Origin of the sequence: Anaerotruncus sp. 1XD42-93 (genome assembly GCF_009917605.1) — a bacterium.
Lineage (GTDB): Bacteria > Bacillota > Clostridia > Oscillospirales > Ruminococcaceae > Anaerotruncus.
The window spans coordinates 25,123-38,155 of sequence record NZ_QZEG01000026.1 but is presented as its reverse complement, the minus strand read 5'-3'; the positions used below and the strand labels follow the sequence as shown (position 1 = coordinate 38,155).

Genomic DNA, 13,033 nt, shown 5'->3' with positions numbered 1-13,033 from the left:
GTCCGCCGCCGCGGAGCGGGCAGGCTTGAAAAATATAAAAACGGGTGGAAGGGACATCACCCGCAGAATTTAAGGAGGTTTCACCATGGGAATGGTAGTAAGAAGCAACATTATGGCGGTCAACTCTCAGCGTCAGCTGGGCATGAACAACTCGCAGGTCTCCAAGGCGCTGGAAAAGCTGTCCTCTGGTTACCGCATCAACCGCGCGGGCGACGACGCTTCCGGTCTGGCGATCTCTGAAAAGATGAAATCCCAGATCAAAGGTCTGGACACCGCTTCGCTCAACGCGCAGGACGGTATTTCGGTCGTGCAGACCGCAGAAGGCGCGCTGACCGAGGTCCACAACATGCTCAACCGCATGACCGAGCTGGCAACCCGTTCTGCCAATGGCATCAATGCAGAGCTGAACCGCGAGTCGCTCCAGAAAGAGGTCGACAAGCTCCAGGAAGAGATCGACCGTATTTCCGAGTCGACCAACTTCAACGGCATCAAGCTGCTCGATGGCTCTCTGGGCGGTGGCGCTGGTGGTTCTGCTGGGGTTCCTTCGATCACAGATCTCGAGACCACCACTGTGCAGGCCGTTAAGGCAAAAGATGATATAGCTGCTGCAACGGCTCTTACAGGCGGTGCGGCAGGAGATGTGCTTTCCACCACTATCAATTATACCGATGCGAATGGAAAAGCGCAAAGTCTTACGATCAATCTGACTGTAAAAAATGATGATGCTGGCAATGCAAAACTGCTTGTCGCGGATGATGGTACCGAGTACGCCTTGACGAGTGCGGGGGCTGCAACCGCTACCGAACGAGGTGATGCGCTGGCAGATCAGATCAAAAAGCAGCTGGGAGATACCTTTAAAGCAACAAATACCAGTGGTGCTCTCACGCTTGAATCGAAGGTTGCGGGAGGTACTGTGAAGATCGACAGCGTCATTGAAAATGATGTTAAGGGCGGTACTGCGTCGGCAGCCAAAATGCTGACATTGGCCAAAACCACTGAAGGAAAGGACGCCTACGAGTCGATGGACTTTGCAGGTTCAGATTACGCTATTGGCGATGTCTTTACCATTGGCGGCAAAAAATTTGCGTTTGCTGACAGCCAAGATGATGCAGTTGCGCTCGGCAAAGACGTGCATGCAATCGTGGTTGCGACTGCGGGAACTGTTGCCGCCGCAGATGTTACAAAGATGGCTGATCTGATCGAGCAGAAAACCGGCTATAAGCCTGAGGTTGATGGCACTACCGCTACACAGCTCAACTTCACTTCATCCACCAGCTCCGGAGTTGCGGGCGGCAACGGCTTAATCCTTCAGATTGGTGATACTGCGGATTCCTATAATCAGATTGCTGTCACGATTGACAGCATGAGTGCAAAGGGTATCGGTGTTGACGGTGTGGATATTGCTACTCGCGAGGGTGCGGCGTCTGCAATCGACACGATCCGCGATGCAATCGATAAGGTTTCCGAACAGCGCGCATCCCTCGGTGCAACACAGAACCGCCTGGAATACACCATCAACAACCTCGACACCGCGTCGGAGAACCTCCAGTCGGCAAACAGCCGTATCCGTGATACCGATATGGCCAAGATGATGATGGAGTACACCAAAGTCAACGTGCTGACCCAGTCCGCACAGGCAATGCTCGCGCAGGCCAACCAGCAGCCTCAGAGCGTGCTCCAGCTCCTCCAGTAAGGATTGTTATACGCGTTTTCCGCAGCCTCTTTCGCTGCAAAAACAGCCGGACGGTAAAAACCGTCCGGCTGTTGGCGTTTCCTCTTTCTGTCGTTTCTGTCGCCAAAGGATGCTTTTTCACTTGCAAAAAGCACCCTCTTGCCGCCCTTTGGGCGGCAATTCACCCGAAAAATGCGCTTCACAGGATAAGGCGTTCCGCGCTCATCTCGCGCTAAGAGCCCGCCTTCGGCGGGTTGCGCTCGAAACGCTTCGCTGCGGCTCGCAGTGCGGAGCGCGTCGGGGGCTCTGCCCCTCGACCCCGCAATTTTTTGAAAAAAATCGAGTAAAACTTTAAGTTTTAGAGGGGAGGGGACGGCGGATCTCTTTATCCGAGCGTATATGCGTCTGAACCGTCGCAGGAAATGACAGTCTGATAAAAGGCGGTCAATGCGCGCAGGAGATACCAGGTATCCTTCACACCGCCAGTCTCATACGGGGAATGCATAGCGAGCTGTGCCAGGCCGATGTCCACCGTGTTCAGCGAAACATGTTTGTTCGAGAGATTCCCCAATGTGGACCCTCCCGCTACATCCGACCGGTTGGTGAACACTTGAACCGGAACCTCCGCCTTCTGGCAGATCGTCTGGAACAGGCCGGAGGAGATGCTGTCGGTGGTATATTTCTGGTTGGCGCTGTGTTTGATGACCACTCCACCGTTGAGATGGGGATGATTGGTTTTGTCCGCCTTTTCCGGGTGGTTCGGGTGGATGGCGTGGCCGTTGTCCGCCGAAGCCATCATGCTGGATGCCAGTGCGATCTGGTGCGCTTCTGCCGTACGCCCGATTCCTGTACTGATCCGCAGCAGCGTATCCTGCAACAGGCTCGAATCTGCACCCTGTTTGGTCGCACTGCCCACTTCCTCATTGTCAAACACCGCACATACTGGGATCGACCGGGACTCTTTGCAGTCCAGCAGCCCCTTGGCGCACGCCCATGCGCATTGAAGGTCATCCAGGCGAGGGCTGGAAAGGAACTCACGCTCCGCACCCCAGATGCGGCTGGCCTCCCGGAGATAAAGGAACAGGTCCGCCGACAGAATCTGTTCGGGGGATGCCCCGGTAGCCTGCGCGACCAGCGGCCAAAACAGGTCGCGCGCGTTCTCCTGACCGAACAGCGGGAGCATATCCACCTGCGGATTCAGCGCCACCCCTTCATTGATCTTCCGGTTCATGTGGATTGCCAGATTTGGGATCAGGAGCAGGTCGCGGTCCAGATTGACCAGACGGGAAACCACCCGGTCTCCCTCCAGCAGGGTGACCCTTCCTGCCGTCGAAAGCGGGCGGTCAAGCCATGCCGAGCAGATCGCCCCGCCGTATTGCTCCACATTCAGCTGGACGTAATGTTCTCCCGCCAGTTCGGGAACCGGTTTGACCTTGAATGCAGGTGCGTCGCTGTGTGCGGCTGCAATCATGAAGCCTGCCGGATCACCCTCTGGAATCCGAAAGGCGATCAGGGCAGAACCGCTGCGGGTGAAAAAGTACCCGTTTCCGGGCCGCAATTCCCATGGGCGGCTCTCATGCAGACGGGTGAACCCCGCTGATTCAAACTGCCCTGCCAGATTGGAAACTGCGTGGTAACAGCTGGGCGAGCGTTGGATGAAATCAGCCATTTCGAGTGAGATGGTCTCAAACATGGGAAACACCCTCCTCCCCAAAACTGCACACGAGTTTGGTCAGCACATCCACCATGCATTCCATCGACTCCACAGGGATACATTCGAACCGGCTGTGGAAGTTATACCCCCCGGTGGAAAGGTTGGGGCAGGGGAGCCCGGCAAGGCTCAGGCGTGCGCCGTCTGTGCCGCCCCGCACCGGCTGGATATGCGGCTCGATCCCGCAGGCGCGGAATGCAGACACCGCCTGATCCACCACCTCCATGTGTTTTTCGATCACCGGGCGCATGTTATAATACTGGTCCCGGATAGTCACGGAGACAGTCCCTTCCCCCCAGCGGCCGTTGAGTGTCTGTGCGATTCCGTTCAGGCGGTCCTTCTGGGCCTGGAATTTTTCCCCGTCATGCTCCCGCAGCGCAATCTTCATGGTGCAGTGCTCCACCTCACCATGGACCGACAGCAGATGATAGAACCCCTGGTGCCCCTCGGTGAAAACCGGCTGTTCCTCTGGCGGCAGCATGGATTGCAGTTCGCAGGCCACCGCGGCGGCGTTGACCATCTTCCCTTTGGCGCCTCCGGGGTGGATGCTGCGTCCGGAAATCTCAATGGTGGCGGTGGCAGCATTGAAAGTCTCGTATTCCAGCTCCCCGATCGGCCCGCCGTCCACCGTGTAGGCGAAATCCGCCCCAAAACCCGGGATGTCAAAATAGCGGGTGCCGCCGCTGATCTCCTCGTCAGGGGTAAACGCGATGCGGACTTCTCCATGCGGCGGGGCGTCGGGCGCCATCAGGCGTTCGGCCAGTGTCACGACCTCCGCTACACCCGCTTTGTCATCTGCGCCAAGCAGGGTGGTCCCGTCGGTCACGGCCAGCGTTTTCCCGATACAGTCGGCGAGGAAGGGGAAATCCTCACTGCGCATCACAATCTGTTTGTCCTCGTTGAGCAGGATGTTCCCGCCCATATATTCTACCAGTCTGGCCTGGATCTGTTCCCCGGAAACCGCGCTGCTGGTGTCCATATGGGTCAGCAGCCCCAACACCGGGCCGCCTTCCCGGGTCGCGGGGATGATGGCGGTCACATAGCCGTGTTCGTCCTGCCGGACTTGTTTCAGCCCCAGCCCTTGCAGCTCCTGAACCAGCCGCCGGCCAAATTCCAGTTGGTTGGGGCTGGAGGGATAGGTTTCGCTCTCCTCCCTTGAGGTGGTGTCCAGTTGAATATAGTCCAGAAAACGGTCCAATACAGCACTCATCGTCAGTCCCTCATTTCATGATGATTCTTTTCTCGTTGAAACCGGCGGCCCGGAGGCACACCCCCGAAAGGTGTACCCCCGGGCCACAAAAGATGCGTTCCGGTTATGAATTGGCAGCGCTTGGCTGTGCAGATTTTGGTGTTCGGTACAGAAGCCGCCCAATCGCAACCACGATGTAACAGCCTACCGCATACAGGATGCCGAAAATCAGCATCTGGAACGAGGTGCCCCGCACCAGCAGCCCGTACATGATAGGGGTTGTAATCAGCTCAATGGCCTGCCGGATGGCGTAGGACAGCGAGTAATCGCTCATGACAGGGGTTTCAAATTTGGGGTCGCAGATCTTCAGCAGGGTAACGCCGGTCATCATAACGCCGGTATTGATACCGAAGCTGAGGATGCCGCGCTCGAAAGGATAGCTGTCCGGCAGCAGAAGCTGGAACATTTTGACGGTGGTGAAGTAGACCACCACAAACCCGACAGCGCTGATGAGTACGATCGGCAGCATATAGAGCATGACAGCGCGGATGGGCATACTCGCGATCGCAGCAGTGATTGAGAGGTCCGCCAGAACGCCGCTGATGTGGCTTTTTACCTTGGCGTCGATCATCCACTGAAGCCCCAGGATATCGATGATATAGTTGACGCCGTACATCAGGATCAGTGCATAGGGCCAGACCGGGATGTCCTGCAAACCGATCACATGGTATTTGACTGCAAGGCCATGCAGCCAGTAGGCGAGGCCGCAGTCCACCAGAATGACCGCCAGATGGACGGTGATCGTCTCGATCGAAGAACTGGTCGTGGTTTCCCGTCCCAAGCTGTTCTGGCTGGAAATATCAGGGGTAAATCCATAGGTGCTCTCGGCCGGCAGGGTTGCGGAATCCTTCAGAATCGCGGTCTGCCCTTTGCGGGAAGCGCGGTTGATGATCCACACACCCAGCAGAATGCCGCCCAACAGGCCGATCGTGGCGAAGGTGGTTACAACGCCCTGTGCCAGCTCCCAATGGGATACGCCGCCTTCCATCAGGATGTTTCCGATCGCACCGGCCATGCTGTGCCCGCCGTTGAAGCCCTGGCAGATCTCATAGCCGAAGTTGTTATAGAAATTCAGGTTGGGCAGGAACTGGAGCAGGAGCAGAGGGATGCCGACGCCGATGATGACCTGGAATCCGAACGCCCCGCTGGCGATGCCGCTGATGATGGTGATTTTACCAACCTCCCGGCGGCCGCTCGCCCGTTTTTTATTGCGGTCGCGGAAGTTGCCGAGGGGGGTGCCTGCGAACATGGGGACCACCAGGATGCTGGCCAGCAGGGACCAGGTGGCTGACCAGTCCTCCGAGATAACCTCTACACCAGTCTGCCCCAGAATCTCGGGACCGAGCAGCAGCCCCAGAAACCCGCCGATGACCGAGGCGGGAACCAGGAATTTGCGGAACAGAGGCACCTTGGCTCGCAGGAACATGCCCGCCAGCAGCAGGGCGCTCAGGCCAGCTGTGCTTTTCAGCAGGGATTGCAGTAATGCGCTTGTCACGGAACTCTACCTCCATCTTTTTGTTCATTTGGAACGGCCTGCACAGTGCGTTCGCAGCGGACGGGCCCACCCCGCAGGAACGCTGTGCATTTTGTCTAAAATTATTTTAACGTCAAAGCTGGCTATTGTCTAATACCAATACGCAAATAATAGTTATAACCTTTTGGTGATGTAGTCCGCTCGAATGGCTTATCCGCGGTCCTTTTGGCTGAAAATCCAGCCCGAATCTGTTGTGCAGCGGAAGTTATAATACATATCATGATTTTGAAATTGGATTTTTCCGCAAAAGACCTCTATAATAGGGTGGAAACGCAACAGGAGGTTTTTGATATGGCTGTTTCTTCCAACCGCAATGTATTGTTGGATTATATCCTGATTACCTTGTGCTGTGTCGGCACAGCGGTGGTGATCCATCTGTTCCAGCTTCCCAACCATTTTGTCTTTGGCGGCGTCACCGGTATGGCGGTCCTGTTGTCCACTGCCACCGGTATCTCGTTTTCCACACTGAATATCGCCATCAACCTGCTCCTGCTGGTTGCGGCGTTCCTCTGCCTGGGCAGGTCGTTTGGAGTTCGTACGGTATACGTGACTATCTGCACCGCGCTCTGTTATAAGGTGCTGGAGCAGACCCTTCCGATCTCAGGTCCGCTGACTTCCGAACCTGCACTGGAGGCACTGGTGGTCACGGTGGCAGTCGCCGCCATGGCCGCGGAATTGTTCCAGCTGGGGGCGTGCAGCGGCGGTACCGACATCGCTGCCATGATCCTGCGCAAATACATCCGGATGGACATTGGACGGGCGCTTCTGATCGTGGATTTCACCACGGTTGTCTTTTCCTTCCTGCTCTATGACCTGACCATCGGGCTGTTTTCGCTGGTGGGCCTGCTCGCCAAGGCGTTCGTGATCGACAATGTGCTCGACAGCATCAACCTCTGCAAATATTTCACCATCGTCTCCTCCGACCCGGCACCAATCTGCCAGTTCATCCACAAAAGCCTCAACCGGGGCGCGACCGTCTGTCAGGCACAGGGCAACTACACAGGGGAAACCAGAACGGTCATTTTGACTGCGGTGCGTCGGGGACAGGCAATCCAGCTGCGCGATTTTATCCATGCCAACAGTCCGGATGCCTTTATGGTGATCACCAACAGCAGTGAAATCGTTGGGCGTGGATTCCTGCTGGAATGAGAAAGGATATTCCAAGTTGGCAAACAAGCTGTCAATGGGCATTTTAACCCTTCCTTTGAATGATGGGTATTCGTTTAATGTCTATCTGATGAAGAAAAAACACACAAATCCGAACCCATTTCTGAGTTCGGATTTGTGTGTTTTGGTGGAGATGGCGGGAATTGAACCCGCGTCCGAAAACCAATCCCTACAAGCTTCTCCGGGTGCAGTCGGTCTTTTCAGATTCCCTCACCGGAACGCCGCCCGACAGGCTTTCCGGTTTGGTATCCCCTGATACAATCCCGCCCTACGAGGCCGCTCAGGCGGGCCGTTCACCACTTATCGACGCCTGATCCGGGGCCGTGGTCCTCCCCGGGCAGACGGCAGCTTAATTAAGCTGCAAAAGCAAAATTATTGTTGTCGTTTAATTTTGAAAACGTCATACTTTTTAAGAGGTGCATGCTCCTCTACCCGCTGCCTGTACTTCACGATCCCCGTCGAAACCTTTACATCCCCATGAGGATACGGCGAAGCCGCATCGTTTCTAATACCATTATAGCAGAAATGATCCCCGTTGTCTATCCCGCAGAGCACGTTCGATGTCCCGTTTGGCATCCCGTTTTGCCATGTCTGCGCGCTTATCGTGGAGCTGTTTGCCCTTGCACAGCCCAAGCTGGACCTTGACCCGCGAGCCTTTAAAGTAGATTGAAAGCGGGATCAGGGTATATCCCTGCTGGGCGGTCTGTCCCATCAGCTTCATGATCTGCCGTTTATGCATCAGGAGGCGGCGCTCCCGGTAGGCATCCCGGTTGAAGATATTTCCATGTTCATATGGCGCAATGTGCATCTGTTTGATCCACAGTTCACCGTCTTTGATGTCGCACCAGCTATCCTTGAGATTGCAGGAGCCTGCGCGAAGCGACTTTACCTCGGTGCCAAACAGCTCGATTCCTGCCTCGAAGCTCTCCTCCACAAAATACTCATGGCGGGCTTTGCGGTTGATGCTGATGGTTTTGGTCGGCAATTTTTCCAAGTGAGACTCCCCCTCTCCAGATTTATGCATGAATACCTGGTTTCATACCAGACAGCGGCACTATTTGAAAACCCAAAACCTGCTGAGGATAAAATTCAGCAGGATGGTGACGCAGACCGTCGGCAGTTTGGCAAAAATAGTGCCGAACCCCATAAAGTCGATCAGCAGTTTGAGCATACCAATGCTTACCGCAAGGGTCAGCAGGTTGGAAATGACAAACTTGACCATCTGAAAACTGAAAAACCGGCTGGAAGTTTTAAAGGTCCAGCTCCGGTTGACCAGATAGCTGTTCAGCATTCCCGCCATATAGCCGCAGACCTGCGCCAGATAGACGTTGATCCCCAGCGCACCGGCCAGCAGGGTATAGATCAGCGCATCGACAAGGGTGTTCGCCACGCCGGTGATCCCAAATTTGACCATCCGCCAGATCTCCGCACCACGCGGCCCGTCCAGAAAAGACATCTCCTAGATTTCACTCCTTCCCTCGAGCGCGCGATAAAGGGTCACCTCGTCGGCATATTCCAAGTTTCCGCCGACCGGAATGCCATAAGCCAGCCGTGTGACCTTGACCCCCATCGGCTTGAGCAGACGCGCAATATACATCGCAGTCGCTTCCCCTTCAACGGTGGGGTTGGTCGCCATAACCACCTCTTTTACCTCGTCCGAACCTAGCCGCGAGACCAGCTCCTTGATATAGAGCTGATCCGGACCGATCCCGTCCATCGGGGAAATCAGCCCATGCAGCACATGGTAAAGGCCGTTATATTCCCGCGTGCGCTCAAAGGCAATCACATCCTGGGAATTCTCCACAACACAGATTATGCTGCGGTCACGCGCGTCATCCGCGCAGATCGGGCACAATTCGCTCTCGGTTAAGCTTTGACAGATTTTGCACTTCTTAATCTTTTCATGTGCTTCGAGGATCGCGTCGGCAAACTGCTTCGCCTTTTCCTTGGGCATCGCTAAAACGTGGAATGCCAGTCGCTGGGCGGATTTGCGCCCGATGCCAGGGAGCCGCTCAAACTGTTCGATCAGCTTTGTGAGCGGCACAACATGATAGGCCATCGGTCAAAAAACGCCCGGGATGTTCAGGCTGCCGGTAATCTTATCCATCTCGGCGGCAGAATACTCCTCCACTGTGCGGATCGCCTCATTGACAGCTGCGACGATCAGATCCTGCAGCATCTCGATGTCCTCCGGGTCGACCACCTCGGGCTTCAGCAGGATGGATTTGACCTCCTTCTTGCCGCTGATCTCCACTTCGACCATCCCGCCGCCGGAAGTGGTCTTGAAGCTCATCTGTTCGATCTCTTCCTGTCTGGTTTTCATGTCCTCCTGCATCTTTTGTGCCTGACGGATCATCGCGTTCATATTCTGCGGGCCACCGCCCATCCCTTTCGGAAGTCTGGCTTTCATGATCTGTTTTCCTCCTGAATCTGTGTTTGATAAATCTTTCTTTTTGGCGTCCGTTCTGCAACTTCTTAGAACCTGTATTCATAATCAGAGGATGCCGGATGGGCGAGGGATTTTGCTGCCCTGCAAGGCGAAAAAACGCAGACAATCCTTTGTGTATTGCAAGATTTTTCAACGCGGCAGGCCGGCAAAAGACCCGCTCAGACGGTGTCGAATGGTTGTGAATACGGGTTCTTAGATGCAAAACCGGTATGTTATTCGTTGACCTCAACCGGTACGCCCAGTTCATTCGCTTTTTTCAGCAGTCCGGCGAGCGGGTCGCTCTCCTGTTTCTGCTCTGCAACCGCGTATTTACCGGGGGTATACGGACCAAGGTTGTATTTTTGCCCAGTCACCGCGAAAATCGCGTCCCGCAGGCTCTCCTTTGCCGCTACGCTGGTACGCAGCAGGCTCCGGAACATCTCACTGGTGCAGTCGACCAGCATCATTTCCCCGCGGGTAAACGCCCGAGAATCGACCATGGCGCCGTAAAGGGCGCCGTTTCGCTTCTGGAGTTGTTCAAGCACCTCCGCCCAGTTCGGGAACGGCTCCACCTCGGGGAGCTGCTGCTCCTGTTTGGAAGCGGTCTCCGGCAGAGGTTCCGACGGTTGAGGGGCCGCAGATGCGTGTTTCGTCCGGGGCGTACGGACAGGCTTCTGCACCGGAACCGCCTGTTCTTCGGGGACAGCGGCGCGGACAGCACCATCTTTCCATGCCTGTTCGAGCCGCGCGACCCGCTCTTCCAACGCAGACACCGGGTTGGAGCTGCACAGGCGGATTACCGCCATCTCAAATTCGGTCCGCTTGAACGCGGTGCGGGAGAGCCTGCCCATCGCATCCTGCAAAAGGTTAATCGCATCCATCACCCGGTCGAGCCGGGCTTTTTTCGCCTGCGTCTGGAGCCGCTCAAGGTCTTCCGGTGTGGCCTGCACCAGGTCTTCCGGGTCTTTTACGGTGCTGACGACCATCAGGTTGCGGTAGTGGTTGACAAGCTGCTCGCAGAGCCGGGAAAAATCCACCGAGTTTTCACTGAGCGCGTGAATCTGTGCGAGTGCCTCGGCGGGCTTTCCTGCGATTGCTGCATCCGCAATCGCAAACAGATAATCCTGTCCGGCAAGCCCGGCTGCTTCGGTCACGGTTTCCGCGCTGATCTCCCCGCTGTAAGAGGCGCAGAGGTCGAGCAGGGAAAGCGCGTCCCGCATTCCGCCATCGGCAAGGCGGGCGATCAGCAGCGCCGCGTCATCCGAGAGGGAAAGCCCCTCCTGCCCGCAGATATAGAGCAGCCGGTCGGCGATCACGCGGGATTTGATCCGCTTAAAATCGAACCGTTGGCAGCGGGAGAGGATGGTCGGCAGAACCTTGTGGATTTCGGTGGTAGCCAGAATAAAGATGACATGTTCGGGCGGTTCCTCCAGAATTTTCAGCAGGGCGTTCACCGCGCCCGGGGAGAGCATATGGCATTCGTCGAGGATGTAAACCCGGTATTTTGCCACTGACGGCATAAAATAGGCTTCCTCGCGGAGCTGCCGGATGTTGTCCACCCCGTTGTTGCTCGCTGCGTCGATCTCCGCCACATCGAGGACCGAACCATCGTCGATCCCGCGGCAGACCTCGCATTCGTTGCAGGGGTTCCCGCCCGACGGGTGCAGGCAGTTGACCGCCTTGGCGATGATCTTGGAACAGGAGGTCTTCCCGGTCCCGCGGGAACCGGTGAACAGGTAGGCGTGGGAAAACTTCCCGGACGCAACCTCATTTTTCAGGGTCAGGGTGATATGGTCCTGGCCAACCACCCCGTCGAAATCCCGCGGGCGCCATTTCCGGTATAATGCCTGATACATCTTCCCACCGCCTTCCGGTAAACTCGAAAACAAAACGTGTGCCCACAGATGCGGACATGCAGATTACCTGCGGCGCACATCACAACCGCTTAATGCTGCTCGGTTCCCCGCCTGACATGGTTCACGGCGCTCTGTCGCACAGGACCCGCATGCCCGCATGTCTGGGCACACATTCCTTACGCTCCTGAAGCGAATCTATTGTACCAAAATTCTGCTGTAATTTCAAGCCAAAATCGATAATTTACAGCGGTGGCCGCAAAAACTTTTCGGTATCCGGACAGTTTGCCGGCTTTTTTCACCGGCCGCTGCAAAAATGCGAAACAGGTTTTCAGCGGGTGTGCGCCAAAAAGAAGAGTGCGACCGTTCCCGGGCCAGAATGTGCGCCGATCGTCGGGCCGACATAACTCACGCTGTAATTTTTCAGCCCGTAGCGGCGGCAGACCTCATTCGCGACAAACTGTGCGTCCTCAATGCAGTCCCCATGCGAGATTGCAAAACGGGTGCAGCGTTCCCGATCCATCTGTTTGCCCATCCGATCGACCAGCTCAAGCAGCGAGGCCTTGCGCCCGCGCACCTTGCCGACTGCGGTGAGCCGCCCCTGATCGTCCACATGCAGGATCGGCTTAATGTTGAGCATGGAGCCGACCACCGCAGTAGCCGCCGAAACCCGTCCGCCCCGGTGCAGGTGGTGCAGGTCATCCACCGTAAAGAGCGCGGCGATCTGTGGCAGTTCCCCGCGGAGCACCGCGTCCGTCTCCCGCAGGGTCATCCCCTGGTCCCGCAGCTCTGCCGCACGCATGACCAGCATCCCTTCACCGAGGGATGCGCTGAGGGTGTCGATCACGCAGATTTCCCGTTCGGGAAATTCTGCCCGCAGTTCCTCCGCTGCAAGGCAGGTGCTGTGATAGGTGCCCGAAAGGGCAGAGGAAAACATCACGCAGAGCAGGTCCTGGCCCGCCAGCAGGCAGGGACGCAGATGCTCTTTGACATCCGTAATGTTAATCTGCGCGGTAATCGGCAGTTTTCCGGTGCGCATCTCGTTATAAAACGCTGAACGGGTATAGGCCGGGTCGTTGCAGCGGTAGGTTTTCCCATCCATTGTATAGGTAAGTTCCATCTCGATGATCTCATTCTCCGCAGCATAGCCGGGCACAAGGTCGGAGTTGGAATCGGTCACAATCGTAAATGCAGCCATGCGGCACCTCCTTTTTGTATGGCTTCGGGCACTCTGTCCCTGCAAAGCCGTTTTGTTGCTGCGCATATTATAACGGAATTTTTCTGAAAATACAACTGCTTTCCCGCAATCTTTTTGAAACCGGGACGGCAGGGCGGCCGAGTGGCGGGTTCCATGTGCGGGGGATGTTTTCCACAGGGAACCGCACCTGCTGTGAAAAATTTGTCCGCTGTTTTTCGGTT

At 56.2% G+C, this 13,033-nt stretch carries 11 protein-coding genes and 2 other RNA genes; 2 read left to right on the top strand and 11 right to left on the bottom strand.

Translation table 11 applies throughout. The features are described 5' to 3' along the window. Window positions 1-85: 85 nt before the first annotated feature. Window positions 86-1,693 (top strand): flagellin, encoded by a 1,608-nt coding sequence (locus D5269_RS10610; RefSeq protein ID WP_243126774.1) that lies wholly within the window; start codon window positions 86-88, stop codon window positions 1,691-1,693. Window positions 1,694-2,057: 364 nt separating this feature from the next. Here the strand turns inward: D5269_RS10610 and D5269_RS10605 are convergent, their stop codons facing one another. The 3 genes from D5269_RS10605 to D5269_RS10595 form a co-directional block, all read right to left on the bottom strand. Continuing rightward, window positions 2,058-3,365, bottom strand: coding sequence for a M18 family aminopeptidase (locus D5269_RS10605; protein ID WP_120485292.1), 1,308 nt, complete (start codon window positions 3,363-3,365; stop codon window positions 2,058-2,060). Further along, window positions 3,358-4,593 (bottom strand): peptidase T, encoded by a 1,236-nt coding sequence (pepT, locus tag D5269_RS10600; protein WP_120485291.1) that lies wholly within the window; start codon window positions 4,591-4,593, stop codon window positions 3,358-3,360. The genes D5269_RS10605 and pepT overlap by 8 nt, the downstream gene beginning before the upstream one ends. 103 nt (window positions 4,594-4,696) lie before the next feature. Continuing rightward, window positions 4,697-6,127, bottom strand: a complete 1,431-nt coding sequence (locus D5269_RS10595; RefSeq protein WP_120485290.1) for a sodium:glutamate symporter — start codon at window positions 6,125-6,127, stop codon at window positions 4,697-4,699. A gap of 330 nt (window positions 6,128-6,457) precedes the next feature. Between D5269_RS10595 and D5269_RS10590 the strand changes: the two genes are divergently transcribed. Further along, on the top strand, window positions 6,458-7,315 hold the full coding sequence (locus D5269_RS10590) for a YitT family protein (RefSeq protein WP_016315842.1): 858 nt from the start codon (window positions 6,458-6,460) through the stop codon (window positions 7,313-7,315). Between the two features lie 143 nt (window positions 7,316-7,458). On the opposite strand, the gene ssrA is transcribed toward D5269_RS10590, so the two are convergent. The 8 genes from ssrA to D5269_RS10550 form a co-directional block, all read right to left on the bottom strand. Beyond that, window positions 7,459-7,810: a transfer-messenger RNA gene (gene ssrA, locus D5269_RS10585) on the bottom strand. Window positions 7,811-7,847: 37 nt separating this feature from the next. Further along, on the bottom strand, window positions 7,848-8,327 hold the full coding sequence (gene smpB, locus D5269_RS10580; protein ID WP_016315912.1) for an SsrA-binding protein SmpB: 480 nt from the start codon (window positions 8,325-8,327) through the stop codon (window positions 7,848-7,850). Window positions 8,328-8,387: 60 nt separating this feature from the next. After that, window positions 8,388-8,789 carry a GtrA family protein gene (locus tag D5269_RS10575; protein ID WP_016315913.1) on the bottom strand — a complete coding sequence of 134 codons (402 nt, stop codon included), beginning with the start codon at window positions 8,787-8,789 and terminating at the stop codon, window positions 8,388-8,390. 3 nt (window positions 8,790-8,792) lie between these two features. Then, a complete protein-coding gene (recR, locus tag D5269_RS10570) occupies window positions 8,793-9,392 on the bottom strand; it encodes a recombination mediator RecR (protein ID WP_016315914.1) in 600 nt (199 codons plus the stop codon). A 3-nt stretch (window positions 9,393-9,395) separates the two neighbouring features. Continuing rightward, window positions 9,396-9,743: a YbaB/EbfC family nucleoid-associated protein gene (locus D5269_RS10565; protein ID WP_016315915.1), complete on the bottom strand. Its 348-nt coding sequence runs from the start codon at window positions 9,741-9,743 to the stop codon at window positions 9,396-9,398. 251 nt (window positions 9,744-9,994) lie between these two features. Next, window positions 9,995-11,617, bottom strand: coding sequence for a DNA polymerase III subunit gamma/tau (gene dnaX, locus D5269_RS10560; RefSeq protein WP_166545170.1), 1,623 nt, complete (start codon window positions 11,615-11,617; stop codon window positions 9,995-9,997). A gap of 53 nt (window positions 11,618-11,670) precedes the next feature. Then, window positions 11,671-11,768, bottom strand: an RNA gene (ffs, locus tag D5269_RS10555) — signal recognition particle sRNA small type. 177 nt (window positions 11,769-11,945) lie between these two features. Then, window positions 11,946-12,812: a DegV family protein gene (locus D5269_RS10550; RefSeq protein ID WP_016315917.1), complete on the bottom strand. Its 867-nt coding sequence runs from the start codon at window positions 12,810-12,812 to the stop codon at window positions 11,946-11,948. Between the last annotated feature and the right edge of the window lie 221 nt (window positions 12,813-13,033).

Coding starts and splice junctions, on each gene's coding strand:
- D5269_RS10610 (WP_243126774.1), top strand. CDS start 86: ATGGGAATGGTAGTAAGAAGCAACATTATGGCGGTCAACTCTCAGCGT.
- D5269_RS10605 (WP_120485292.1), bottom strand. CDS start 3,365: ATGTTTGAGACCATCTCACTCGAAATGGCTGATTTCATCCAACGCTCG.
- pepT (WP_120485291.1), bottom strand. CDS start 4,593: ATGAGTGCTGTATTGGACCGTTTTCTGGACTATATTCAACTGGACACC.
- D5269_RS10590 (WP_016315842.1), top strand. CDS start 6,458: ATGGCTGTTTCTTCCAACCGCAATGTATTGTTGGATTATATCCTGATT.
- D5269_RS10575 (WP_016315913.1), bottom strand. CDS start 8,789: ATGTCTTTTCTGGACGGGCCGCGTGGTGCGGAGATCTGGCGGATGGTC.
- recR (WP_016315914.1), bottom strand. CDS start 9,392: ATGGCCTATCATGTTGTGCCGCTCACAAAGCTGATCGAACAGTTTGAG.
- D5269_RS10565 (WP_016315915.1), bottom strand. CDS start 9,743: ATGAAAGCCAGACTTCCGAAAGGGATGGGCGGTGGCCCGCAGAATATG.
- dnaX (WP_166545170.1), bottom strand. CDS start 11,617: ATGTATCAGGCATTATACCGGAAATGGCGCCCGCGGGATTTCGACGGG.
- D5269_RS10550 (WP_016315917.1), bottom strand. CDS start 12,812: ATGGCTGCATTTACGATTGTGACCGATTCCAACTCCGACCTTGTGCCC.